The organism is Chitinophaga sp. sic0106 (assembly GCF_019219075.1).
Taxonomy (GTDB): domain Bacteria; phylum Bacteroidota; class Bacteroidia; order Chitinophagales; family Chitinophagaceae; genus Chitinophaga.
The window spans coordinates 194,578-219,412 of sequence record NZ_JAHUWJ010000012.1 but is presented as its reverse complement, the minus strand read 5'-3'; the positions used below and the strand labels follow the sequence as shown (position 1 = coordinate 219,412).

Below are 24,835 nucleotides of genomic sequence, written 5' to 3'. Positions count from 1 at the left end.
ACTACTACTATTGGAAAACAACCCACCAAATGAACTTATTCTAACAAACCGCCGTATGCGGAACCGCATGTACGGTGGTGTGAGAGGACAGTGAGGGAAATAATCCCTCACTTCCTACTCGATTTTTGGTGATTTTTCGTTATTTGATATTGTATCAGCAAATTTGTTTCAACAAAATTGTTTATATTCGTTTAATGAAAACTACCCTTGACCTAATAAAAGGAATTCACCCGGGATTAATTCTCGAAAGAGAACTTCAAAAGAGGCATGTGTCTAAGGGGCAATTTGCACTTTCAATTCACGAATATCCTCAGACCCTAAGTGCTATAATTAATGGCAAAAGAAGTATGAATACCGCTCTTGCAATACGTATTGAGGAAGCGCTGGGTATAGAGGAAGGTTTTTTCATGACGTTGCAGGTATTTTTCGATATAAGAGAAGAGAAGAAGAAATTGTCCAGGGAAAAACATCCGGATTTTTCCAAATTCAGGCCTGCTTTATTTTGGGATACCAAAATGGAAATCATTGATTGGAATAAGCAAAAAAGATCCGTTATTGAAAGAGTTTTCGACAGGGGTAATTTTACAGAAAAGAAAGAAATACTCAATTTTTACGGTCATGATGCTGTGAAGGAAATCTTAAACATTAAAAATTAATGTCGGCAAAATTACATTGGAACACAGTTACGCCATTGTTGCAATCCGGGCTGAGACAATTGATGACAGTACCTTTATTTGCCCCTTTCAGATTGGTTGGCGGGACCTCCTTAAGTTTGCAGATTGGACATCGGATGTCAATCGATATAGATCTATTTACAGACGCTGAATATGGCTCAATAGACTTTCTACCCATAGACGAATATCTAAGAGAAACCTATAATTACGTGTCTCCAATAAAGCTGCCGGATAGCGGGAGAGCAGCCAGCGGCTAACATTTCCAGAATTTTTACAGCGCGTCAATAATTTCCATAAGAATATTTTGAAAGAAACAAACAATTTAAATATACAAAAAAAGAAAAAGTTGGCATTAGGAGTTTAGGTATAAACCTGCCTTCCTGGACAACTCAGGCTTCGATTCTATTTCCCCGCCACATACCCCGCCATCTTCGGAATCATATTCCCCAAACATACCCCTATATTAAACGCAGCCGTAAAATTTTGCGCTTCTGTTTTCACATTGCCATTAACATCTTTCCCATTTACATCAGCATCAAAATAACCTTCCCGGTCGGTGATGCCCGACATGAAAACGAATGGTGCGTTACATAGCAAACGAATCACACCATGTGTGGTTTCCACCGAGCCAACCGGTAGTTTATTCCCTGTACCGGCTAGTTTATCCAGGCCGCTTTGGTCGGAGGTTGCGTAATCCTGGTAGTTAGTGATGTTTACAACGCTGACGCCTATATAGTCTTTATCGGCCATCACCTGGATGTTGTCAGCCGGATTATTAAAAGGTTTGAGCAGATGTGCATTTATGGCGTTTGTGGTGGTAGTGTCCAGCAGTTTAAAGAAGTCCGGAGAAATAGTGGAGGTTAATACTTTCTCAAAATCTTTAGGGTCATCCCATTTGCTCTCTGGGTTTTCACCTTTAGGGTGGAAGTTATGGATGAAGATATTACTGCCCATTACTACGCAGCCGTTATTGTTGCTGTTGTTCAGGCCGAGTGCTGCGGTGCCAAGGGCTACCACCAGACTCGGTTGTTCCTGCCTGTAATGCAATATTTTAGGCAAGCAAACATGTTTGCCCTGTGAACTGGAAGGGTTCCATTGTGTGTCCATAATATCCTGTATGCACCACAGTTCAATGGTCACATCCTGAAAAGTATCCCAGATGGCACGTGGCTGCGGGGAGCCCTGAAGGAAGGTCCAGGGATAGTTCAGGTGTGTAGGGTTGGGGAGCTGGGCCGGGCGCATTCTTACATTCAACAAGGCATTCAGAATAGGTTCTACTTCCCAGGATTTGTTGCCAATTAACAAGATTCTTTTAAGACTCATGGTTTGGAGATTTTTTTAAATGGTTTAATGAGAGTGATATGTGCTAATGGAGGGGTTAGCCTTTTATGCACTATTAAAATTTTGCAGACGTTATAACAGAGGTGGCGGGGAAAAAGTTTTTACGGGAGTAACCTATTTTGCATACGAAGTAGGAGTGGGGATTTTATTCAAACAACATTCGCATAATCACCTCCTTTCTCTCCTCCATCAACTTTCGCCAACCTTTCTCCTCTACATGGAACAACTGCTGATATACCGGCGCCATCATCAATGGATATGACAACAGTGAAAATAAATTCATCAAAAAATGGACAGGATTCATTTTCGCAATCGTTCCTTTCTCCATCTCAGCCGCTGCCTCCTTTAGGTATGCCTTTACGGGCTTGGATTGCATGTCGGTGATGAGTTGTTTGCCAATGGTGTTGATCTCTGTTACAAGGAAAGTTTCCTGGTAAGGAAAGGCCATCATATGCTGGAAAAAAAACGCGATCATGTTGGATGTTTTGATTTTAAAGGGTTGTTGGGCCAACATACAGTCGTTTATACGCTGACTCAAATCCTGCATGGCGTCCTGAAATATTGCAGCAATTAACAGGTCCCGGGAGCGGAAGTAATAATGTAAGGCAGTCCTGTTTACACCTGCAGCATCCGCAATTTCCTGGGTAGTGGCGTGGAGCTTCCCTTCCGCAAAAAGCAATCGCTTGGCGGTGTCTTTAATGTGCTGCTCCGTACCGGTGTTTTTTAACGGCATATATTTATTTTATAGTCAATCCCTATTTCGTCAATAAAGTAATTATCATGCGAGATAACCAGTAGTGTGCCCTGGTAGTTTTTAACCGCCAGCGTAACCACTTCCAGACTCTTAATATCCAGGTTGTTGGTTGGCTCATCCAGAATCAGTAAATCCGGCGCCTGGTTACTTGCTAATAAACAACAAAGCGATAATTTCATTCTCTCTCCGCCACTGAGGACCGTCGTCTTCTTATCAAAGTGTTCCGGCTTAAACTGCGCATGAATTAATAGTTCCTGGAGTTCCTGCTCCTCTAACCCGCGCTTATTATAAGCTTGTATCTGTTCATAAACATTTAGTTTCGGGTCCAGCATCGAGTAGTGCTGATCAAGATAAAAGTGGCTAAATGGCATCCTGTTATAGCTGCCAGCAGCCGGTAACAGTTCGCCGGTAATGATTTTAAGCAAAGTAGTTTTGCCACTGCCGTTTTCTCCCTGGATCTGTACACGCTCACCGGATCTCAGCTGAAAGCTAATATTATTCCATAAAAATCTGTCATCATACTTGAAATTAATTCCTTCCATGTCTATCAACAATTGTCCGGGACTAATTTCCGGTGATCTGATATCCAACTTAAGAATTTCATATTCCTGTATCTGCGACTTGATCTCCTCCATATTAAGCAGTAGCGAGGCTATCTTTTCTTCATGCGTATGCAGCATCCGGGCAGTGCTTCGCTCGGCCTTGTTCTTTAAGCCTCCGGCAATGATTCGTGGTATGGAACCACTCATTCCTGCGGATCTGGACTCTTGCTGTGCCCTATGTCCAGCCATATCCGTGGCTTTTTTCTCAGACTCTTTCAGTGCTTTCGCTTGCACATGCAGACGCGCCCTTAAGACATTTACCTGATCCATTTTCTTTTGCTGGTAGAAGTCAAAGTTCCCACCAAATACCTCCACACCTTTTTCACTCAGCTCCAGCGTTTTGTTCATCAGATTCAACAACGCTTTATCATGACTTACAATCAACATGGTTGATTTGCTTTGTTGGATCAGCGTGTATAGTTTCTTTCTGGTCCTGTCATCCATGTGATTGGAAGGCTCATCCAATAAGATGAGTCCCGGGCTGTTCAGTTCCATTGCTGCAAGGAAAGCTTTTGTTTGCTGACCACCACTTAAACTCCCCATCAACCGATTTTCGTTGATATCGCCGAGTTCCCATTTTTCCAGTACCGTCTTCACCCTATTCTCAATATCCCAGTCATCATCCAGGTCGGTAAACTGCTGGGCGTCTGTATCTCCAGCTAAGATGGCCTGTAGCGCTGCCAGCTTTTTATCTGCCCCCAATACTTTAGCAACAGACCATGCGTCATATTCCCCCAGATGCTGCGGTACATACCAGGGTAGCTCCGAATGAATAATGTCTCCGGAGGTCAATTCCAATTTTCCTGACAATATGCGAAGCAAGGTCGACTTACCCACACCATTAATACCCACCAGGGCAGCCTTTTCCCCATCATTTAATATGAAACTCAGGTCATGAAACAACTCCTCGTTATCCGGATGAACATAATGCAATGATCTAATAATTAAACCCACAGGATTGCTGATTTTATGATCCAAAAGACAAAAATGGCATAAAAATTCATTTTTGTTAGACAAAAATGTTAAAAATAAAAAATTGCCGGGACTGAAGTACATGTATTTTATTGAAAATAAAAGGAATGTGCTTTTTTTAAGTAAGGAATCAGGAAGGGGCAGCCGCACCCACTCAATTCCATAAATTCTACGTAAATTTATTACCCAGCGGTTCGGCTGGTCTCCACTGGCCGAATCCCCCCAAAGGAATTCGTTTACTTCACCCCAAATGCTTCGATTATGAAATACGTACTGTTCGTCCTCATCGCGCTATGCGGCAGCACATCCGCCATCGCACAAAATTGTACCGGCTATTACTACCTGCTGAAAAATGCTTCCATTGAAATGACGATCCTCGATGCCAATGGAAAACCTGCCGGCAAAACGATTTACAATATTACCGATGTCCGCAACACAGGAAATACAACCGAATCGGATTTCACCAATACCTTTTATGATAAAAATAATAAAGCCATGAGCGCCAGCACCGGGCACTTCCAATGCGGTAGCAATGGCGTAGCTATTGATATGAAAGTGACCATGCCGGCCATGCCACAAATGAAAGATATGAAAATGACAGGCACCTCCAATGCCGCATTACTCGATTACCCCGCCACCATGCACGTTGGTCAGGAACTGCAGGGGGGCTCCTTTGAGTTAACCGGCAACATGAGCGGAATGGATGTCGGAATTAGTTATACCATCAGTAACCGGAAAGTAGCAGGGCAGGAGAGTGTTACCACCGCCGCCGGTACCTGGAAATGTTTCAAAATTACCTATGATCTTAATTTCCAGATGAAAATGATGGGAAAGGGAGTGCCTATGAAATTTAACGCCATTGAATGGTTCGCTCCGGATTTTGGTGCTGTAAAAACCGCTTCCATGAAAGATGGAAAGAATATGGGAGGGACATTGATTACAGCGGTGAATAAGTAAGCTCAATATGTAGGGAAGGACAGCATATTTAAGTTATGCAGTTGTTAAAGTAGTAGTAATTCAGTTGTGTCTTTTCGTCTTAAGGAAGCATATGTGTGGAACTAAAGAGACTAAGAATCTCTCAGACATCTAAACGTTAGAAGTTGGCACAATTAACTGAAAATGCTATGACCAAGGAAACATTCTATGATTTGGAGTATATAATAAAAATTAATGAAAAGAGAATTGAGGAGTATATTTCTGCCTATCAAAAGGTGCTGGAAAGATTTACTAATATCATCATTATATATTCAGCAATTGCAATTTTTTTAGTCCCAATTTGTCAGGATATATGTTTCGCTGAAGTTAAGCATTGGCTACTACTGAGTTGCTTTATAGTGTTTTGCGGATTATTTTTGATCTCTCTTTATAATACGATTCGTCTGATTATGCCAGTTGAAGTTTCCTATTTAAAATCTCCCAGGTCGTATTATGATACCATGCGTTTGCAATATGAGCAAACCTTAGATATTCAAGATCATGGCAGAGATGGGAAAATAGCCAAGCTATTACAGGCATCCTATATTGATGAATTGGAAGAAGCACTTGAGATGAACATTAGAGTTTTTACCAGAAAGAGTTCTTTTTATTATAATGCGTTAATGTTTGCATTGTTGTCAGCGGTTCCCTTTTTAATTTGTTTATGCTTTCATATAACGAAAAAAGGAGATAAGGTCCAGCAAGTGGAAATCGTAAATTCGGATAAATTTATTAATTTACAACTCAATCAAACCGACAGTAAAATGTCCAGAAATACCAACACAACAACTAACACCACAACAAATCCCAAACCAGCATTGCCTACCGGTACCAGTACAAAGTTGCCGGGAATCGATAATGCGCAAGTCATTAGGTCTTCTCCGAACATTATCAAAGAAAATTCTCAACATATAAAGAAAAAATAATTCTTTCACAAGAATAATGAAACTCCGGCTATAGCAATACAGCCGAGGTTTTTATTATAACCTAAACCCTTTCAAACCCTCTTATACGGCTTCTTCCCATCATTCAATACCTCAATCATATACCTAACCTGCTTATTATCAAGTAGATATATCAGCTACACCCCGATCTTCAAAAGCCGCTGTTCATCGATTTCGGTATCTTTAAAATAAACGCCTCATTATTAACCCCGCTTCAACTGACTGATTACTCAATAGGTCAGGGAGGGAATGGTTTTAAGGTAGATTCCATGGTTACATTTTTGGGGTCAGGTTGAAATTAATACTAAACATGCACATCAAAAATTATAACAGTATACACCATATCCGCGTTATCTATCGCCACCACCTTTTGCCTGAACTGTAGGATCTGCAGCGACCACCGCGAAACGCTGGTATGAACCGCATACGGGGTCTCGGCAGGCATTATCTTATTGGAGTGAATAATGAGTTCATCTATTATTGGTCTGCCGGATAATGGGGTCACCTGCATCTCCTGTAACCAGCGCTCCGCCTCCAATGCCTGTATCCTGTAGAGCGACAAGCCGGGCATACAAGGATAGTTTTCAAAATGTTCCAGGCAATGTTGCAACTCAAAAAGTGAAATGACAGACAAATAATGATACGGATCTGCGAAATCAATCCTCGCCAGCTGTGGAAGTGCGTCCGGACCGACGTTGCCAGCCGTCGTCTCATTCCTGAGCGATGAAAATTTCCGCCTGAACTCCCCCTCACTCCACATAAAATAATCGAATACCAGTTTGTAGACCAAGTCCCCTTTATCGCTCAGGACATTAACGATGCTCTTACGTTTGCGCTTCCGCACCACAATGCTTTCTATTACCGCCTTATATTGCGTAGTCGCTTCAAAAGCTCCGACCCGAAAGGCCTTAAACTTTTCGCCAAGCATATACTGATCCTATTACCAGGTAATTCTTGCCCGAATTTATTCGGACAACTGATGGAAGTTTTGATTCACACAATTCTCAGGTCCTTCAGCTTACTTTTGGGACATCCTTTTTTAATATAGGCGTTTATAGGGCAAACACCGCGTATAGGCGCCACCGTTAATTAGCCGGTAACCCGCCGCGCCACTGTCCTACGGACTGGCAACTACTGTATTGAAGTATTATATCTCTCTCTAAACCAACTAATTAAAATATATCCCAAAAAAACTTTTCCCTATCCCGACCGTTTTGCAACGCTCATTCGTCAAAAACTGAAAGTAAAGCAAAATGGAAATCTTAAAGCACAAAGTGGCTGTGGTATTTGCAGCATCAGGTCAGGTAGCGGGCGCAGTGGCACGCAGTTTTGCACAGCATGGTGCAAGGGTATATGTGACTGCACTGAACCTGGAGGCAGCGGCTGCCCTGGCAGCCGAAATTACAGCTAACGGAGGCTGGGCCCAGGCCGACAGGGTAGACGCCCTCAATGAGGCAGAAATCGATGCTTTCCTGGCATCAGTGGTGGCGGACAATGACCGGCTGGATATGGTGTTTAACGGAATAGGCAGCTACTATAAGGACGCTGGCAGCGGCACACCTACTACCATAGCCACTTTTGAACAGTTTCTACACCCGCTTCAAAGAATTGTGGGTTCCCAGTTTCTTACCTCCAGGGTAGCCGCCAAATATATGATCCAAACTAAATCCCAGGGCACACTCTTGCTGTTTACAGCGTCTATGTCGAGGTCTAAAACCCCCAATATGGCCGGATTTGCATCCGCCTGCGCTGCAATTGAAGGCCTTAACAGGGTAATGGCCGCTGAATTTGGACAGCATGGTATTAAGTCGGTTTGCATCTGTTCCGGAGCACTACTGGAAACGAAAAAGATACAAGGGATGATTACTGATTTTTCCGCCGCTCTGGGTGTACCCAGGGAACAGGTGGCCGCCAACTACACCCGGTTCGATATCCTGAAAACCACGCCTACCTTAATGCAGCTGGGAGAAACGGCTGCCTTCCTGGTGTCAGATAACGGGGTGGTGTTTAACAGCCACATTGTTGATGTTGATTGCGGAAAACTGAATATATTATAATAAGTTTAGGGGGTGGCACTCCTGTTTATTAGCCATAACATACAAATAATGGAAAGAGAAATAACTTTGCAGCAGGCCATGGCCGGGGATATCAACGCATTTCAATCGCTGTTTGCCGAATTTCAGCAACCGCTGAAATCCTACCTGTACCGCCTGCTCACCGACCGTAATGATGTGGACGACCTCACACATGATACTTTCATTCGGGCGTTCGATAAAATCTACTCCTTCAATGCTGAAGCATCGCTTAAAACCTGGGTTTTTCGTATAGCCACTAACCTGGCCTACGATCACCTCAGAAAGCTGCAGCGATGGCCGGTGGACGCTCAGGATAAGGGCGCCGGCCTGGCCATTGGGAATGCTGAAATCGCTTGTAGCTTCCGGACTGTACACCAGCACTGTACCTCCGGCGCCTATGAAATGCGTGAACATATCGATTTCTGCTTTACCTGCATCTCCAAAACCCTGCCGATCGAAAACCAGGTGGCCCTGATCCTGAAAGATATCTACGATTTCCCTGTGAAAGAAATATCTCTGATCCTGGACAAGTCCGAAGGCGTAGTGAAACATCTGCTGAGCGATGCACGCGATACGATGACGCATGTTTTCGATCACCGCTGTGCACTGATCAATAAGAACGGCATATGCGATCAGTGCAGTCAGCTCAACGGGATCTTCAATCCTAAACAGGACCAGCAGGAGCAACGCATGAAACTGGAGCTGGTGAAAGAGTCAAAGCGCTTTAACCGGGCGGAATTGTTTGAACTCAGAACCCAGCTGGTAAAGGCCATTGATCCGTTGCAGAGTAGCGGCACCGACTTACAGGATATTATCATGCGCTGTACCCGTACGGCCATCGGCGATGTAAAAGATTTTTTTAGCCCTCCGCCGGGAAAAGCGCTATAACAGTGGCTATTGCATCTTCATAAAAATTGTATAGTAGGTTCATACTATGGCGGTAGTCACTTGCAGGTGCTACCGCTGCTTTTATTACATCCATTGCTTCACTTTTTGTATACAATAATCCCATAGCAATTGCTCATTGCGCTTGCTGTAATACTTCTCTGCAGGAGCTACGGGTTTGTTTTTTTCAAAATAATTTCCGGTGAGATGTATATCTGCCGTGGCCAGGTAGGTAAGCGTTTGAGCCCCCTGTTCCGGCGTTTTGAAAAATGGCCTGAGCAACTTTACGAATAAATTGAGGAAGCCTCCCAGGTTACTGGTAACGCCGAAGTTAGTGGCTATAGCACCCGGGTGTACGGAGTTGACCGTCACGTTGTGTAATCCTTGTGTTGTCAACAGGCCCGCCAGGTGCCGGGTATTCCAGATCAGAAATAATTTTGCATTGCCATACGCCACCAGCGGATTATATTTTTTGCTCCCCTCCATATCATTAAAATCCGGTTTGGCATTCAACCTATGCGAGTTGGAAGCTACATTGATAATCCTGCCATCCTCACTTTGGCTAAGCAGCGGCAACAGCAGCTCACTGAGTAAAAACGGCGCGAGCACATTTACGGCGAAAGTCGTTTCCACACCTTCGGCAGTAACGGCCCTGTCTTTGTTCATGAGTCCACCTGCGTTATTGATAAGTATATCCAGCCGCTTATATTTACTAAGAAAACTCTCTGCTGCCTTTTTTACATCGCTCATCAAAAAGAAGTCGCCAAGTATATAGCTTACCTTGTTATTACCGGTCATTATCCTGATCTCTTCCGCTGCCAGCGCTGTTCTTCCTTTGTTTCTTCCATGGATCACAACGGTGTATTGCTGTTTCGCTAAGGCTAGCGCTGCTGCCTTGCCTATTCCGCCCGTAGCACCCGTGATTAAAACTACTTTCTCCTGATTCATTTTTTTTGACACAAACTTAGTTATATTTACTAACCATCGGTTAGTACTAACTGTTCGGTTAGCGCTAACTGAGTGGTTAGTATAAATACCCGATAATGGCAAAAAAACATCCTCCCATCACCTGCGATGCCGGCACACTCCGCGCCATCCGCGACGCCATGGAAACGCTGAATGGCAGCTGGAAGCTGCAGATTTTATTATCGCTCAAAGGCGGTCCGAAACGGTTTAGGCAGCTAGCGAAGGAAATAGAAGGCATCAGCGATAAAATGTTGTCAAAGGAGTTGAAAGACCTGGAAACTAATTTATTGGTAAAGCGTACCGTATATGATACTTTTCCGCCGGCAGTGGAGTACGAAATTACACCGTATGCGGATACCTTGCAGGAGGTGATGCTGGCACTGAAAGATTGGGGAATGATGCACCGGAAAGTAATAATGGGGTCGTAAAAGGCGTGAATAGTTATATATGGAACCCGAAGGGTAAATGAGATTTTTTTAGAGGAAATTCAAAGGGAGGGTTTCTCTATTTGTGAGGTACGACATAAATTAGTATTCAAATTTGTTTTCTCCTAAACATTGGCAAATGAGTAAAAAAATCGTAATTTGTTTGGCGCTCCTGATCGCCTTCAGCGCTGGATTTGCATTCGATACAATTTTCCAAATAACTTTCAAAAAAGAACACATGGCCCGCGTAACAGGCATCGGCGGTATTTTCTTTAAATGCAAAGATCCCGAAAAAATAAAAGACTGGTACAAAACACACCTGGGTATTAACACCACACCTTATGGTGCCACTTTTGAATGGAGGGAGGATAATGATTCCACTGCCAAAGGTTCTACCTCCTGGAGCCCTTTTAAAGAAGATACTAAATACTTTGCACCTTCCACAAAGGAATTTATGATTAACTACCGGGTGGATAACCTGGAGGAGATGGTGGCTGCTTTAAAGAAAGAAGGGGTAACCATGCTGGATGAAATAGCTGTTTACGACTACGGTAAGTTTGTACATCTGCTGGACATAGAAGGTAATAAAATAGAGCTGTGGGAGCCAAAGGAATAAAAACAGCAACAGACCATTGGCGCTATAGGTCGATGCGTGCCAGCTGTTAGCAGGATTAATCTGCGTTTGTACGTTCGCGTGATACACTCCTGATAGCAGACCAGCTATCAGTGATGCGGTAAGAATTGTATTTAATTTGAAATCCATATTTAACCCATCATACACAAAAATATGACTGCTATCAAAAACATTGTCCTGGTCCATGGCGCTTTCAGCGATGGCTCCGGATACCGTGGCATTTATGATATCCTAACCAGCCAGGGTTTTAACGTTACCATCGTCCAAAATCCGCTCACCTCCCTGCAAAACGATGCCACCGCTACCACGGTAGTATTGGATAACCAGGACGGCCCTACGATTCTTGCCGGCCACTCCTGGGGAGGCGCCGTGATCACGGAAGCTGGTAACCATCCTAACGTAGCCGGATTGGTATACATCGCGGCTTTTCAGCCGGACACGGCTGAATCCGCCCTGCAGTGGTTCCGTTCCGCTCCTCCGGCGCCTGAAAACGGCATCCAGCCACCCAATGAAAAAGGGATTGTGTACTACGCCAAAGAAACATTTCATGCCGGCTTCTGTGCGGACATCCCAAAGGCTGATGCCGACTTCCTTTATGCTTCCCAGGGCGCCTTCTATGCACAGTGCTTTGTAACGCCCATCACCGCCGCGGCATGGCGACATAAGCCCACCTATGGCATCATCGCTACGGAGGATAAAAGCATACTGCCGGATATTCAGCGAAACATGTATACCCGCTCCAATACTAAAACGATTGAACTCAAAGCCAGTCACGCATTACATATTTCCCAGCCACAGGCAGTGGCGGATTATATCTCCACCGTTGCAGGGGAGCTTGCGGGCAAAAATATCTGGGGAGATGTAAATGCATTGTGTTGAAAGTCGCGCGTGGCCTGCCATGCGCGGCTTTTTACTATGTTCCCTTTCCAGGCAGCAAGGAGACGCGGATTTTAATATCTCTCCTATATAAAAATTAAAATCCAAACACTAGCTTTGTTAGACAAAGCTACACGTTATGATCACGCGAAAAATTATCTTGCCATTAATGGCTACCAGCCTTAGTTTAACAGCTTACGCCCAGCAGGAACATCCTCTGTACCCGGATACGGTTGTCAACAGCCGCAAGGCGCCGAACCACGAAGTAAAGGTCGACAGGCCCGATGGCGGTATCGGCTACTCCCGGGTATCAGTACCCACCGTACAAATATTCAAAGCCCCTGCTGATAAGGCAAACGGCGCCGCCATGGTTGTATGCCCAGGTGGTGGCTACTCCGGTCTTGCCTATACGAAAGAAGGTATCAACTTTGCCAAACGCCTTAATGAAATGGGTGTGACCGCTATCGTTCTCAAATACCGCATGCCTAATGATACCACCATGTGGGATCGCTCTGTTGGCCCACTGCAGGATGCCCAACAAGCCATCCGCCTGGTAAGGCAGCATGCTGCTGAATGGAACGTGGATGTAAACAGGGTAGGACTCATGGGCTCTTCCGCAGGTGGGCACCTGGCATCCACCGCAGGCACGCACTTTAAAAAATCGTATATCCCTAACCGTGATCAGGTGAATCTGCGCCCCGATTTCCTCGTGCTCGTATACCCGGTGATCACCATGGCCGACAGCATCACCCACCGCGGCTCCCGCAATAACCTCATCGGCAATAATCCTACGGCCGCACAAGTACAGGAATTCAGCAACGAATTGCAGGTAACCACGGAAACGCCGCCTACCTTCCTCGTGCACGCCTCGGACGATAAAGCAGTACCGGTAGCCAACAGCATCAATTTCTACTCCGCCCTTATCCGCAACAGCGTGAAGGCTGAGCTGCATGTATACCAGCGCGGCGGCCATGGCTTCGGCATGAACACCAGTAACCCGGATGAACACTGGATGGACCGCCTGGAAAACTGGCTCCGCGATAACGGCTGGCTGAAGAAATAACTTTTGTAGTGAGGCGCTGCGCCCATTCCCCTCGTACAAGGAGGCGGGCGCAGCTCGCCTCTACAGCCCGTCTTTCCAGTTAGGATTCTGCGTCAGGTTCTTGTTCAGATTACGCTCCTGTGTTGGAATAGGATAGAGATAATCACGTGTTTCATCAAACTGTTTGGCGATATTCGGATTCACCACAATAGGACCTCCGGAACTGCCTTTCTCCAGGCTGATCTCCGTGCCAAGTTTCAGATAGGCCGGCCCTTTAGGACCACTCGGTTTGGTACCTTCGTAGATCACCACATCAATAGTGCCGTCGTTGTCCAGATCGTACTGGCCTGCTCCCGGAAAATACATGCCTTTGAATTGTTTTGATAACAACGCACCTTCTTTCCAGCGGGTAAGATCATGCCAGCGGAAATTTTCCATCACCAGCTCAATCCTGCGCTCACGGCGGACTTCCAGGATAGCCCCGCTTAAATTTTTAGTGGTATAACGGGCGGCCTCATAGGCGTCCGGGTTGGCATTGGCTGCTGCCACATCCAACGTAGGCATGCCTACACGATCCCGCAGCAGCTTGATGGATTTATCAATATCTCCCTGGTTAAGCTGCCCCAGCTCAGCCTTCGCCTCTGCATAGTTTAGCAACACCTCCGCATAGCGGAATATGGGCATATCGTTATCGTTTTTCGTATAAGAGTCGTGCGTTTCATCGGTCACATATTTAATCAGCTGATAGCCGGTAACCGATGCTCCAAAATCCGGCACCAGCTTATTGGTATTGCCAATCCTGGTATAGCCCGGTGTGCGTATGGTTTGCGCCAAACGTGGATCGCGGTTCTGACACTCCTGGAAAAACTGCATTTTATCGTAATTCGGCTGGTCGGTAAAGCGGCTGCCATCTTTCATCAGGTAGCTGTTGACAAAACTTTTTTCCAGTCCCGGCTGACCATATGACGCCGTAATCGTATAGTAGTTCGCGTTATGATAGAGTTGTAAAATACTGCTGAATCGTCTCGTTAAAATGATCTCATCTCCGTTCGCATCCTTGCTGGTGAACAGCTCCCGGTAAGCGTTTGCGGGGGTGCTGGTAAAAATCCGGTAAGGCCCGCGGGTGATGAGTGTGTCGGCTGCATCCGCCGCCAGTTGCAGAAATTTACTGGCATCCGGCAAATTGAATTCGGGGTGGTACTTTCTGAAGGTACCTTCAAACAGGCAAATCCGTGATTTCAATGCCAGTGCTGTCCACTTGTTTACCTGCTCAGGATTTTTAGTGCCATCGAGGTTTGCAATGGCTGTATCAATATCTGCGAGTATGGAGTCCATGATCAGCGTACGTGGATCGCGGGCCTTCTGCAATTCCGGATCATTGGTTTCCATCGGCTTATTGTACCAGGGTACATCACCAAATTTTTTCACCATCTCATAATAGAACCAGGCGCGGAAAAATCTGGCTGCGCCTACATATTTACGGGTCACATTATAAGGCAGTACGCGGTTATAATTCACCATAAAGTAGTTGATCTTACGGAGTTCGGTCCAGGTCCAGCCACCACCGGTTACAGGTATCTGCCGGCGGCCGGTAAGAAACTCTGATGTACTTGATTTTACCACATTATCCAGGTCTTCATTATACACGCCCTCGGCATCAGGTACCATCGTGTACATGGAGTTGACATACAATTGCAGGTCTTTTTCTGTTTTAAAATAACTATCGGGAGATATTTTTGCGAGAGGGTCGCGGTCCATGAATTTTTTACATGCACCCAGCGACAAGGCCAGCAGCGCGATTATCACTATTTTGAATGTTTTCATTTTCTGTGCTTTGACTGATTAGAAAGAAATATCCACACCTACTGCATATGTTTTACTGAACGGATATACGCGACCGTTAGCATCGGTTCTTACCAGGTTAGGATCGCTGGAAAGCTGCTCCGGATCGAGGTATTTGCTTTTCAGTTTGGTAAGGGTGAGCAAATTTTCACCACTGAAGTAGATCCTGCAACGGGTCAGCTTCAGGTGCTGCAATAGCGATGCCGGCAGGGAATATCCCAGGATAAGGCTTTTCAGGCGGATGTAAGCCAGGTCTTGCAGGTAGCGGTCGTTATTTTCTTTCAGGGAGCCGTTATCATTGAGGGCAATGTACCCTCTGAGTCTTGGGAAGTACGCGTTCGGGTTTTCTTCGCTCCAGAGTTTTTCCGGGAAGTCCTGCGGTATAAACGACATATAAGGGCGGGAGAAAGGTCCCCAGAATTTATCGGCGTTATTGCCCGGATACCAGTGCTGGCGGCCTATGCCCTGGAAAAACAGGCTGAAGTCGAAGCCATTCCAGTCCGCACCACCTCTGATACCAAATGTATATCGTGGTAGGGAATTACCTATCACGCGCTGGTCACCAGGTTTGTCCACCGTGTTCTGTCCTTTGTTGATGGCGCCATTATTATCCAGGTCAGCGAATTTCAGGTCACCGGCGCGTAGCTTACCCCATTCGCCCGGTGCGGAAAAGATGTTGTTGCCTACCTGCGTCTGGTCTACTTTCCAGTCGGCGGCCTCTTTATCATCCGCAAAATATCCCAGAATGCTATAGCCCCAGATTTCCCCCAGCTGCTTGCCTACGTAGTAGTCGCTCAGGATTCTGTTAGGGTTATCAAATTTGGTGATTTCGGCTTTGAAATCACCCACGTTAACGCCTATATTATAATTCAGTGCCTTGCGACCTACGGTCACGCTGTTTCTCCAGTCGAGATTGATTTCCCAGCCAGTGGAGCGTAAATCCGCCGCGTTCATTTTAGGCTCGGTAGCGCCATATGCCGCAGGCAGGGTCATGCCTTTGGTAAGCATGTCTTTAGTGTTGCGGATGTACCAGTCGAAGGTTACATTCAGTTTATTGCGCAGGAAAGCGAGGTCCACACCAAAGTTGGTGGAATTCACCTTTTCCCAGGTGAGGTCCGCGGTGATAGGTGTGGGCAAACTCACATACTGCGTACGTTTACCGCTGGTAACATAGGTATTGGTGCCAATGCTCATCAGCGGGATGTAAGGGTAGTAGTTGTTTTTTACATCCTGGTTACCGAGTGCACCATAGGAAGCGCGCCATTTGATATCGCTGATTACATTTTTTACCGGTGCGAAAAATGCTTCTTCCGACATACGCCAGCCGGTGGATACTGAAGGGAAGAATCCAAAGCGGCTACTGGAAGGGAACCTGGAGGAGCCATCATATCTCCCGTTAAATTCTACCAGGTATTTATCAGCATAGCTATAGGCGGCGCGGCCAAAAGCCCCCAGCAGCGCCAGTTCTTCGTTGTTACTGTTTACGGTAGCATCGCCGGAACCGAGGGCTACCTCGTTCAGGTCTTCCGACAAAATATCATTACGTTGGGAGTACAGCATTCTTAATTGCTGCAGCTCCTGGTTTACACCGGCTGTGAAAGAGAGATTATGTTTGCCCACCCGCTTGTTATAGTTGCCGTATATGTTTACCACGTTGGTGGTTTTGTTGTTGTTTTGCTGCCAGAGGTTATCGTTATATACGTAGCTGATCACGCCCGGGTATATACTCCATGGCGCAGCGGTTTGGCGATGGAAGCTGCTGCCATTGGCCACTGTAAGGGTGTAATTACCGATGATATTGATATCAGGAGTAATTTTGAAAGTGGCAGCAATACTGTTCACCAGCTCCAGTTGCTTCATCCCCCCTTTGCTTTTTCCATGCAGCAGGTCCGCATAAATACCATCGCCAATAGTGTAGTTATTCAGTTCTGTGCGATAAGTAGCGGTACCATCAGGGTTTACCGGCACATAAGAAGGTAGGGCATGTACGCTCACGGATACGAAGTTATCGTTTACACCGAGGCCGGGATACGTATATTCGTACGCGTTAAGCTGGGTGTTGCTGCTCAGTACCAGCCAGGGTTTTACTTCCGCCTCTACCTTGGCGCGGAAGTTATAGGAGTTGTATTTATCCTGTTGAATACGCATCATACCTTTTTTCTGGTAGGCGCGACCGGACACCATATAGTTAATTTTATCGTTGCCGCCGCTGATATTGAGGCTATGCTCCATGGATGGCATCACGTCACGGAACATGGTTTTCCACCAGTCGGTGTTACCATAGTATACGTACATGTCTTTACCCTTGCGGTTCTGGATGACTACTGACGGCAGGGTAGGGTCAGTTTTTCTCTTGAGCAGTTCTTCATAGTCTTCATCGGTATAACCGGTATAGGTTTTACCCAGGGAGATTTTAAAGGCCTCGTCGTTCAGCATGGCGGCGTCGTATCCGCTGGTGATGAAGTCGGTGCGGGTGGTTTGTTTGCTCCAACTATAGTTGCTGCCGTAGCTGATCTGCATTTTTCCTGCCTTACCTTTTTTGGTGGTGAGCAGTACTACGCCAAAGGCGCCGCGTGCCCCGTAGATGGCGGCGGAGGCGGCATCTTTGAGTACGGTAATCGATTCAATATCGCGTGGGTTCACGGTGTTGATATCACCTGGAATGCCATCGATGAGGATGAGCGGGCCACCGCCGGAGATGGAAGTGAAGCCGCGGATATTCAGGGTGGCAGTGCTTCCCGGGCGGCCGTCACCGAAGTTGACGTTGAGGTTGGGCACCGCTCCCTGCAGGGCCTGGCCTACGTTGGCCACCGGGCGACTCTCAATGACGCTCGCGTCCACCTGTGCCACGGCGCCGGTGAGATTGACTTTCTTCTGCACGCCATAACCAACCACCACCACATCTTTAATTTTTGAGCGGCTGCTCCCGAGGGGGATGGTGAGAAAGCTGTTGCCGGAGATCACTACCTCTTTGTTTTCGTAGCCGATGTAGGATACCACGAGGATATCGCCGGGCTTAACGGAGGCAATGGAAAAGCCGCCGTCTGGCGCGGTGACTACTCCCTTGCGGGTCCCCTTGATGGCGATGGTCACGCCAAGCAGTGGCTCTTTTGTGTCCCCGTCTATTACCTTTCCTTTCAGTCCAAATTCCTGTTCGTCTTTCTTATATACAATCAGCAAGTCATTTTTTTCGCGGTAGCCAAGGGTGGTGTTGGCAAGAAGGGAATCGAGCAGGTTTTCTGCCGTGCCGTAGGATTCCAGTGACGTGTATTGGTACCTGTTAGTGGCCGACTCGTCAAACACTAACCGGTAGTGCGTTTGCCGGGCCAGCTGTTTAAGTACTGTGGTGAGCGTGGAGCTGCCCGTCTTAACAGCCACCGTTTTTTGCAGCGATTGTCCTTCCAGGTTTTTTGCCCAGACCGACAAGCTGATAACTGCCATGCATGATGTCAGGAAACTAAGACGCATAAGGTAACGGATTGTAGAATTACTTACTACATTTTTCATACATTTGAAAGGTTTTTATGAAATATTAAAAACTGGCTGCCATATCCGGTAAGTCGAATTACGGATGGATGTGTCAGCATCAAGAGAACCGGTTAAGTTGGCGCTTGACCGGTTTTATTTTTTTATGTTAATAGATGAAATAAGTGTTGTTACTTTTTTTATATGTTAACTGATGAACCAGGCATATTGCCTGAAGGATGCTTTCGGCATTGTGGTGACTGTTGAAATCTCCCGAAATCCTGTACTGTTGTGCTGTTGCAGTCATAAGGCGAATCTGAATATTATAGCGGTTTTCCAGCGTTGCAGCTACGTGCTCCATCGAGCTTTGGCGAAACACCAGTTCCTCTGCACACCATGCCGTGGAAATGGTTGCAGGCTGCCGGAATTGTTGCTGTGCGTTGGTGATGGTATTGATTTCCAAACCTTCATTTGGCGACAGCAGGGTAGCTGTATTCATTTTTGTGGAATCAGCGGAGACTTTTACTTTCCCGGTTTTTACTACAATGCTCACTGTGTTTTTATCATTATCAATTTTCAGGTTAAAAGAGGTGCCAAGTACAGTTGTGATCGTGTTGCCGGCAACCACTTTAAAAGGTTTTTCAGGTTGTTGTTTTACATCAATAAATATTTCTCCCTTTTCCAGGATCAGCTCGCGGCTATGGCTATTAAAGGTGTTTTCAAATTTGAAACTTGCGCCACTATTCATTACTACTACGGAGCTATCCGGCAGTCTTTTCCGGGTAACACCTTTATCGTTGCTAACGGTGATGTATGTACGATAAATGATGCCGGCAGATGATTTCACGGCCATTTTATTCATGGTGGCGGGCCTTAGCAGCCAGGCCATGGTACCTGCACCCAAAGCGATGATCACGATAGCGGCTATACGACGTATCATGCGCCAGCCTTGCTGCGGCCTTTCATTCAGCTCAGGAGGGGAGTAGCCGGCCTCCTGGCGGATATGTTCCAGCATATCCCCTTTTATTTCCCGCAACTCTTCGGCGGTGAGGTTAGCGGGCATTTCGTCTGCCTGTGCAAACCACGTTTCGAGCTGTTGTAGTTCCTCCGGTGTCGCTTCCCCTTTCAGGTATCTGGCGGCAATGTTTTTCAGTTGCTGGTTGTTCATCATATTGGATCTGCTACATAGTAGCGTCAAAAAATGAACGGTAGTACCATGTTGATATGTTAACTAATTGTTAAAGAAGAAAATGATGCCCGGCACAAGGGCGAGTATCAGGGTGGCTTCGCGCAGCTCTGCACGCAGGCGGGCCAGGGCTTTAGATAACTGGTTTTTTACGGTTTGTTCAGATAGAGATAGTTCTCTGGCTATTTCGGATATGGTTTTATGTTGATGGCGGCTCAGCGTATATACCTGTTTCATTTTGAAGGGCAGGCGTTCCACTGCGGTGGCCAGCAGTTGTTTCAATTCTTTTTCATGGAGGCGGTCAGTTGTATCCGCCGGGGCGGAGAGGTGCATGGTCGCCTGGGCGTCGTGCAGCGGTGTGAGTGCCGGTTCGGCGATGTTGCTGAGTACTTCATATCTCACCGCGGCAAATAAATACGAACGGAGTGAACCACTGAGTTCGAGGCTGCCACGTCTTTTCCATAGTCCAATGAATACGTCCTGCACGGCATCCTTGGCGGGAGCGTTTAGCCGTAAGCATTTGTAGGCATACAGGAATAATGATTCCCAATAGCGGTTGTACAATATCTCATAGGCCGCTGCATCATCGTTTGCAACACGTTGAAACAGTTCATTGTCGGTAAGATATTTATACTTCATGGAGTGGTAGAATAAGATATGGCACGCAAGATAAAAATAGGTAAATAGAATTGATTTTACCATATTGTTAACAAGCATATTTCACCGGGTGATTAAAATCAATCAACAGGCCTATACCGCTGAACTGATGGCACAATAATCCCGGGGCCGTGCGTCCGCAGCCATGTTGCCGGCGTACGGCCTTGATAATTCTTTTACTACCTTCGTTCCATGGAATGGAATCAAATACCCTCCTTTGATGTGTTCATGGAAAAATTTGCAAACCTCTACAAAGCAGGAGAAGATTTGCAGCAGGGTTATTCGCAATTTGTTTTACGTAGGGAGATGGAAATCCAGGCTGCTGGTCATTTCCATCGGGTGGGCAGCAATTACCTCCATAAAGGCAGTGTACCATTTCATCATCAGTATTTCGGCATTGCCGGGTTGGCGCCTGGCCAGGTATACTGTATGATTCGCCCTGACAACGCCGATCCGGTGATGCTTACCATCTCCCCGGAAAAAAATAATTATAGTTTGTTAGTGAGATATATGCGGCTGCTGGATAATACCTACACGGCTACTATCAGGGAGCAGCTGGGCGCGGCGTGCTATCAGCAGTTGCTGCAAGCTATCCGGGACTCGGTAGTGATTGAGGCTGGCCTCAAACGTACTACCGGTACGCGTTATGAACTCGGCAGCTATGACGGCGCCTCGCTGGAAATAGCGGTACAACGCAATCCCGTAGAAGGTTCGCCGGTGGAGCGTATAGCGGATATGGTGAGTGCCCTGATTAACTATTGTGTAACAAAGGAGGATGACTTACTGGACCGGATACACGAAATTGGGTAGATCGCGAATAGCAGCAAGTGTTGCTGATTAACTTGATCGGATACACGAAAATCGGAAGGTGCTGCGCGATGCTGCTCTACTTAATTTGGTTATAGGCGAATAGCCTCAGACATTTCCGCGCTGCAAGTTGCCAGCACGAAGATGGATTGGCTTAGCATTACAGGTTTACGGGATAGCCTACACGAAAAAAATATGCCAGGCATACTGCCCACACATTAGCCACTTACGGCGTTGGCTACACGAAATTAATATGCCAGACATACTGCCCACACATTAGCCACTTACGGCGTTAGCTACGCGAAATTAATATGCCAGCCATACTGCCCGCACATTAGCCACTAACGGCGTTAGCTACACGAAAATGCATATATCGGAATTATTTAGCCCCGGCATTACGGGTTTACAGGCCTCACTGCTACGACCTCGCAGCCAGCACAAGAAAATTTTACGCCCACGTTTTTTGTTTTCACCTTTTTAATTATCTTCATGCAAACGATTGCAATTTTAATAATCTACCCCTGTCCGGAAAGGGGAGATGCTTTGTGATTCCCGATATGTAGCATTTTGATGTAGCCTTTTTTCAACCAAACAGCATTGCTGTAACCCACTAAAAATTGTACTATGAAACAATTCCACATTCATCGGTGGCTTTGCATGGCCATCCTGTTATTGTCTGCCCTTAACCTTTCTGCCCAAACACCTGTAGCAAAAAATGGTCAGCTAAGCGTAATCGGCCTAAAACTCTGTAACCAATATGGTAACCCTATTCAGCTGCGTGGCATGAGTACCCACGGCATACAATGGTATGGCTGGGGAAGCTGTCTCACAGAAGCCTCGCTCGACGCGCTGGCGTACGACTGGGGAGCGGATGTACTTCGTATATCCCTGTACGTGCAGGAGGGGGGCTACGCCTCCGATCCTGCAGGTTTTACCACACAGGTAAACCGCCTGATAGAAGAAGCCACGGAAAGAGGGATGTATGCCCTGGTGGACTGGCACCAGCTCACACCCGGTGACCCTAACGCAAACCTGGCACTGGCTAAAACATTCTTTACCGCCATCGCCAACCAGCACAAAAACAAAAACAACATTATCTATGATGTTTGTAATGAGCCCAACGGCGTTACCTGGGCAACTATTAAAACTTACGCCAACCAGATTATTCCCGTAATCCGCGCCATTGATAATGATGCGGTAATCCTGGTAGGTACGCACGCCTGGGGCTCCATGGGAATTTCCGATGGCCGCTCCGCACAGGATATCGTGAGCAACCCGCTCACGTTTTCCAATATCATGTATACCTTCCACTTCTACGCCGCCGATCATGGCACGGAGTACCTCAATGAGCTGGACTGGGCATCGGACCGGCTGCCGGTATTTGTGACCGAATTTGGCTCGCAGGAAGCCAGTGGCGACGGTCCCAACGACTTCACCATGACGCAGCAGTATATCGACCTGATGGCCAGAAAAAAGATCAGCTGGACTAACTGGAACTTCTCCGATGACTTCCGCAGCGGCGCCGTATGGATCACCGGCACCTGCTCCGCAGGCCCATGGACCACCGCCCGCCTGAAACCCGCCGGTACCTGGATTCGCCAGCGCATGTTATCTCCGGCAGACGATTTCCCCGGAGGTACTACCACACCCACCTGCACCCCCGTTACCGCCAGCTCCGATGATGGCAACGTAGCCGCCAATGTCCTGGATAACAACCTGAACACCCGCTGGTCCGCCTCCGGAGATGGCCAATACCTCCAGTTCTGCCTCAACGATACCGCCAGCGTAAGCGGCGTCAAAATCGCCTTCTATAACGGTAACACCCGTACGTCGTCTTTTGATGTACAGGTATCGCTCAACGGCAGCACCTGGACCAACGCCGCCACCAACAGAACCAGCAGCGGAACCAGCACCGCCCTCGAAACCTTCTCCTTTACCGCGCTAACGGCAAAGTATGTACGAATTGTGGGTCATGGCAATAATGTGAATGCCTGGAACAGCTACACGGAAGTGCAGATCGTCCAACAACCCATCACCACTCCCGCCTGTACGCCCGTTACCGCCAGCAGCGACGATGGCAACGTAGCCGCCAACACCCAGGATAATGACCTCAATACCCGCTGGTCAGCAACTGGTGATGGCCAATGGATTCAGTTCTGCCTCGGTACCGTGAAAACCGTTACCGGTGTGCAAATCGCATTCTATAACGGCAACGTACGTTCGTCGTATTTCGATATTGCCTTGTCGCAGGATGGCAGCAGCTGGACCACCGCCGCCACCGGACTACAAAGCAGCGGTACCAGCACCGCCCTGCAAACCTTCAATATCACCGCCACCGCAGCTAAGTACGTCCGCATTATCGGACACGGCAACAGCGTGAATGCGTGGAACAGCTATACGGAAGTAAAAATAAATACCGCCGCTACGCTGCAATCGCCTAGCCAGCAAACACTGGCTATCTCCCCAAAAACAACCCTGCCAACAGCAGATAAAATGGTGGTAAGCCCTAACCCGGTAGGTGCCTCCATGAACGTCCGGCTGGAACTGAAGAAACCAGGAAGAGTGGCCCTGCTGCTATTTGATATGAATGGAAAACCAGTCAGCACGTTTATTAATACCACAATGCCTGCCGGCGTGCATAATGTCCCCGTGAAAACAGGGCAACTAACACCAGGTAGCTATATCATACAATTGAATAGTAATGGTGGGAAAGTAACAGAGAAGATTCAGAAGTTATAATAATATTTCCAAACAGCTCAGGGCCTGCAGGCCCTGAGCTGTTTGGAAATCCCCGTGCCTCAGGCACGGGGATTCCTAAATACAAACATTGCCCATCAACTTTTTTCAAGGCTTCGTATATCCTTCGGGTTTAGCCCCGACTGCCCCTTCACAAACTTATTAAAATGACTCACATCTGTAAACCCAAAATCAGCACTGATCCCCTTTAACAAATCCTGGCTGTATTTGAGTCGCGCCGCTATAAGCTGATATTTATATTTAGAGATATACTCCTTCACGGATATACCCACTTCTCTCCTGAACAACATCCGCAGGTAGCTGGCCGACAAATGAAACGTATCCGCCATGTGTTCAATGGTGAGCAGGGACGGCTGTTGAATGTTGGCATGTATATGCTGCATCACCTGCATGGCTACACTTTCCTGCTGCTGCACATTTGCGGGGGTATCGCGGAAAATATGCCGCTTCAGGAGCACCAGGATCGTGCGCAACAAATGCACCATGAGTTCATTCGGCTGCTCAGCTGCATCTTCCCATTCCTTTACCATCATGCGGATCAGCTGTTCCGTCTTTTTCAGATCCCGTTTATGATGAATGATTTCACTAAGCTGCTCCCTGTTTACAATCAGCTCATCCATTAGCAGGTTCCAGTTTTTCTTTTCTTTGGAGTCAGCCCCGCTGAGATAGATGGGTAAAAAGCGGATCACGCTGAACTCCGTTTTTTCCCTGATATTTATTTTATGATGATCCGGTGGTGCCAGCAGGAACAAGGCTTTCCGTTCATATTTAGTACGCACATTGTTGAGGATATGTGTGCCACTGCCCGAATGAAAAAATATCAGTTCATAGTAATTGTGGTTATGCTGCGGGAAAGGCCACTGCGTAACGGTAAAGTGACGAATAAAAATCGGTTCAAATTGTACAAAACGTTTCATAATCGATTTTTACAAATTTACAATCTGAAAGTACAAATT

22 protein-coding genes are annotated in these 24,835 nt (G+C 46.8%); 12 read left to right on the top strand and 10 right to left on the bottom strand.

The features are described 5' to 3' along the window. Positions 1–194: 194 nt before the first annotated feature. Positions 195–656, top strand: coding sequence for a helix-turn-helix domain-containing protein (locus KW844_RS18650; protein WP_218378288.1), 462 nt, complete (start codon positions 195–197; stop codon positions 654–656). Then, positions 656–931, top strand: a complete 276-nt coding sequence (locus tag KW844_RS29440) for a nucleotidyl transferase AbiEii/AbiGii toxin family protein (RefSeq protein ID WP_218378287.1) — start codon at positions 656–658, stop codon at positions 929–931. Before KW844_RS18650 ends, KW844_RS29440 begins: the two co-directional genes overlap by 1 nt. A 145-nt stretch (positions 932–1,076) precedes the next feature. On the opposite strand, the gene KW844_RS18640 is transcribed toward KW844_RS29440, so the two are convergent. The 3 genes from KW844_RS18640 to KW844_RS18630 all read right to left on the bottom strand — a co-directional run bounded on the left by KW844_RS18640 (position 1,077) and on the right by KW844_RS18630 (position 4,325). Then, positions 1,077–1,997 carry a hypothetical protein gene (locus KW844_RS18640; RefSeq protein WP_218378286.1) on the bottom strand — a complete coding sequence of 307 codons (921 nt, stop codon included), beginning with the start codon at positions 1,995–1,997 and terminating at the stop codon, positions 1,077–1,079. A gap of 163 nt (positions 1,998–2,160) precedes the next feature. Next, positions 2,161–2,748, bottom strand: coding sequence for a TetR/AcrR family transcriptional regulator (locus KW844_RS18635; RefSeq protein WP_218378285.1), 588 nt, complete (start codon positions 2,746–2,748; stop codon positions 2,161–2,163). Further along, positions 2,739–4,325 (bottom strand): ABC-F family ATP-binding cassette domain-containing protein, encoded by a 1,587-nt coding sequence (locus KW844_RS18630; RefSeq protein WP_218378284.1) that lies wholly within the window; start codon positions 4,323–4,325, stop codon positions 2,739–2,741. The genes KW844_RS18635 and KW844_RS18630 overlap by 10 nt, the downstream gene beginning before the upstream one ends. Positions 4,326–4,604: 279 nt before the next feature. On the opposite strand from KW844_RS18630, the gene KW844_RS18625 reads away from it, so the two are divergent. Together KW844_RS18625 and KW844_RS18620 are read left to right on the top strand one after the other, a co-directional pair. Beyond that, entirely contained in the window at positions 4,605–5,300 is a 696-nt protein-coding gene (locus tag KW844_RS18625) for a hypothetical protein (protein WP_218378283.1), read from the top strand. A gap of 143 nt (positions 5,301–5,443) precedes the next feature. Continuing rightward, complete coding sequence (locus tag KW844_RS18620) at positions 5,444–6,244, top strand: hypothetical protein (RefSeq protein WP_218378282.1); 801 nt, start codon at positions 5,444–5,446, stop codon at positions 6,242–6,244. Positions 6,245–6,566: 322 nt separating this feature from the next. On the opposite strand, the gene KW844_RS18615 is transcribed toward KW844_RS18620, so the two are convergent. Beyond that, positions 6,567–7,190, bottom strand: a complete 624-nt coding sequence (locus KW844_RS18615; RefSeq protein ID WP_218378281.1) for a hypothetical protein — start codon at positions 7,188–7,190, stop codon at positions 6,567–6,569. 325 nt (positions 7,191–7,515) lie between these two features. Here KW844_RS18615 and KW844_RS18610 point away from each other — a divergent pair, with 325 nt between their 5' ends. Then, a complete protein-coding gene (locus KW844_RS18610) occupies positions 7,516–8,319 on the top strand; it encodes an SDR family NAD(P)-dependent oxidoreductase (protein ID WP_218378280.1) in 804 nt (267 codons plus the stop codon). A 48-nt stretch (positions 8,320–8,367) separates the two neighbouring features. Then, a complete protein-coding gene (locus KW844_RS18605) occupies positions 8,368–9,225 on the top strand; it encodes an RNA polymerase sigma factor (protein ID WP_218378279.1) in 858 nt (285 codons plus the stop codon). A gap of 84 nt (positions 9,226–9,309) precedes the next feature. On the opposite strand, the gene KW844_RS18600 is transcribed toward KW844_RS18605, so the two are convergent. Then, on the bottom strand, positions 9,310–10,170 hold the full coding sequence (locus tag KW844_RS18600) for an SDR family NAD(P)-dependent oxidoreductase (protein WP_218378278.1): 861 nt from the start codon (positions 10,168–10,170) through the stop codon (positions 9,310–9,312). 95 nt (positions 10,171–10,265) lie between these two features. Between KW844_RS18600 and KW844_RS18595 the strand changes: the two genes are divergently transcribed. The 4 genes from KW844_RS18595 to KW844_RS18580 all read left to right on the top strand — a co-directional run bounded on the left by KW844_RS18595 (position 10,266) and on the right by KW844_RS18580 (position 13,186). Further along, positions 10,266–10,616 (top strand): helix-turn-helix domain-containing protein, encoded by a 351-nt coding sequence (locus KW844_RS18595; RefSeq protein ID WP_218378277.1) that lies wholly within the window; start codon positions 10,266–10,268, stop codon positions 10,614–10,616. A gap of 136 nt (positions 10,617–10,752) precedes the next feature. Beyond that, positions 10,753–11,229 (top strand): VOC family protein, encoded by a 477-nt coding sequence (locus KW844_RS18590; protein WP_255578521.1) that lies wholly within the window; start codon positions 10,753–10,755, stop codon positions 11,227–11,229. A 171-nt stretch (positions 11,230–11,400) separates the two neighbouring features. After that, a complete protein-coding gene (locus KW844_RS18585; RefSeq protein ID WP_218378276.1) occupies positions 11,401–12,126 on the top strand; it encodes an alpha/beta hydrolase in 726 nt (241 codons plus the stop codon). A gap of 136 nt (positions 12,127–12,262) precedes the next feature. Then, entirely contained in the window at positions 12,263–13,186 is a 924-nt protein-coding gene (locus KW844_RS18580) for an alpha/beta hydrolase (protein WP_218378275.1), read from the top strand. A gap of 60 nt (positions 13,187–13,246) precedes the next feature. On the opposite strand, the gene KW844_RS18575 is transcribed toward KW844_RS18580, so the two are convergent. From KW844_RS18575 to KW844_RS18560, 4 genes are all read right to left on the bottom strand, one after another. Then, entirely contained in the window at positions 13,247–14,989 is a 1,743-nt protein-coding gene (locus KW844_RS18575; protein ID WP_218378274.1) for a RagB/SusD family nutrient uptake outer membrane protein, read from the bottom strand. An 18-nt stretch (positions 14,990–15,007) separates the two neighbouring features. Then, the gene (locus tag KW844_RS18570) at positions 15,008–18,514 is read right to left on the bottom strand and encodes a TonB-dependent receptor (RefSeq protein ID WP_218378273.1); all 3,507 of its coding nucleotides are present in this window, start codon (positions 18,512–18,514) and stop codon (positions 15,008–15,010) included. A gap of 127 nt (positions 18,515–18,641) precedes the next feature. Next, positions 18,642–19,643 (bottom strand): FecR family protein, encoded by a 1,002-nt coding sequence (locus tag KW844_RS18565; RefSeq protein ID WP_218378272.1) that lies wholly within the window; start codon positions 19,641–19,643, stop codon positions 18,642–18,644. Between the two features lie 60 nt (positions 19,644–19,703). After that, on the bottom strand, positions 19,704–20,297 hold the full coding sequence (locus KW844_RS18560) for an RNA polymerase sigma factor (RefSeq protein ID WP_218378271.1): 594 nt from the start codon (positions 20,295–20,297) through the stop codon (positions 19,704–19,706). 210 nt (positions 20,298–20,507) lie between these two features. Here KW844_RS18560 and KW844_RS18555 point away from each other — a divergent pair, with 210 nt between their 5' ends. Together KW844_RS18555 and KW844_RS18550 are read left to right on the top strand one after the other, a co-directional pair. Then, positions 20,508–21,125, top strand: coding sequence for a hypothetical protein (locus KW844_RS18555; protein ID WP_218378270.1), 618 nt, complete (start codon positions 20,508–20,510; stop codon positions 21,123–21,125). Between the two features lie 621 nt (positions 21,126–21,746). Beyond that, entirely contained in the window at positions 21,747–23,861 is a 2,115-nt protein-coding gene (locus tag KW844_RS18550; RefSeq protein WP_218378269.1) for a cellulase family glycosylhydrolase, read from the top strand. Between the two features lie 95 nt (positions 23,862–23,956). On the opposite strand, the gene KW844_RS18545 is transcribed toward KW844_RS18550, so the two are convergent. Then, positions 23,957–24,796, bottom strand: coding sequence for an AraC family transcriptional regulator (locus tag KW844_RS18545; protein WP_218378268.1), 840 nt, complete (start codon positions 24,794–24,796; stop codon positions 23,957–23,959). Between the last annotated feature and the right edge of the window lie 39 nt (positions 24,797–24,835).

What these genes read in the sequence shown, in the direction of transcription:
- KW844_RS18615 (WP_218378281.1), bottom strand. Translation starts at nt 7,190, where the DNA reads ATGCTTGGCGAAAAGTTTAAGGCCTTTCGGGTCGGAGCTTTTGAAGCG.
- KW844_RS18610 (WP_218378280.1), top strand. Translation starts at nt 7,516, where the DNA reads ATGGAAATCTTAAAGCACAAAGTGGCTGTGGTATTTGCAGCATCAGGT.
- KW844_RS18640 (WP_218378286.1), bottom strand. Translation starts at nt 1,997, where the DNA reads ATGAGTCTTAAAAGAATCTTGTTAATTGGCAACAAATCCTGGGAAGTA.
- KW844_RS18625 (WP_218378283.1), top strand. Translation starts at nt 4,605, where the DNA reads ATGAAATACGTACTGTTCGTCCTCATCGCGCTATGCGGCAGCACATCC.
- KW844_RS18565 (WP_218378272.1), bottom strand. Translation starts at nt 19,643, where the DNA reads ATGATGAACAACCAGCAACTGAAAAACATTGCCGCCAGATACCTGAAA.
- KW844_RS18570 (WP_218378273.1), bottom strand. Translation starts at nt 18,514, where the DNA reads ATGAAAAATGTAGTAAGTAATTCTACAATCCGTTACCTTATGCGTCTT.
- KW844_RS29440 (WP_218378287.1), top strand. Translation starts at nt 656, where the DNA reads ATGTCGGCAAAATTACATTGGAACACAGTTACGCCATTGTTGCAATCC.
- KW844_RS18650 (WP_218378288.1), top strand. Translation starts at nt 195, where the DNA reads ATGAAAACTACCCTTGACCTAATAAAAGGAATTCACCCGGGATTAATT.
- KW844_RS18635 (WP_218378285.1), bottom strand. Translation starts at nt 2,748, where the DNA reads ATGCCGTTAAAAAACACCGGTACGGAGCAGCACATTAAAGACACCGCC.
- KW844_RS18605 (WP_218378279.1), top strand. Translation starts at nt 8,368, where the DNA reads ATGGAAAGAGAAATAACTTTGCAGCAGGCCATGGCCGGGGATATCAAC.
- KW844_RS18580 (WP_218378275.1), top strand. Translation starts at nt 12,263, where the DNA reads ATGATCACGCGAAAAATTATCTTGCCATTAATGGCTACCAGCCTTAGT.
- KW844_RS18595 (WP_218378277.1), top strand. Translation starts at nt 10,266, where the DNA reads ATGGCAAAAAAACATCCTCCCATCACCTGCGATGCCGGCACACTCCGC.
- KW844_RS18545 (WP_218378268.1), bottom strand. Translation starts at nt 24,796, where the DNA reads ATGAAACGTTTTGTACAATTTGAACCGATTTTTATTCGTCACTTTACC.
- KW844_RS18555 (WP_218378270.1), top strand. Translation starts at nt 20,508, where the DNA reads ATGGAATGGAATCAAATACCCTCCTTTGATGTGTTCATGGAAAAATTT.
- KW844_RS18585 (WP_218378276.1), top strand. Translation starts at nt 11,401, where the DNA reads ATGACTGCTATCAAAAACATTGTCCTGGTCCATGGCGCTTTCAGCGAT.
- KW844_RS18560 (WP_218378271.1), bottom strand. Translation starts at nt 20,297, where the DNA reads ATGAAGTATAAATATCTTACCGACAATGAACTGTTTCAACGTGTTGCA.
- KW844_RS18600 (WP_218378278.1), bottom strand. Translation starts at nt 10,170, where the DNA reads ATGAATCAGGAGAAAGTAGTTTTAATCACGGGTGCTACGGGCGGAATA.
- KW844_RS18550 (WP_218378269.1), top strand. Translation starts at nt 21,747, where the DNA reads ATGAAACAATTCCACATTCATCGGTGGCTTTGCATGGCCATCCTGTTA.
- KW844_RS18590 (WP_255578521.1), top strand. Translation starts at nt 10,753, where the DNA reads ATGAGTAAAAAAATCGTAATTTGTTTGGCGCTCCTGATCGCCTTCAGC.
- KW844_RS18575 (WP_218378274.1), bottom strand. Translation starts at nt 14,989, where the DNA reads ATGAAAACATTCAAAATAGTGATAATCGCGCTGCTGGCCTTGTCGCTG.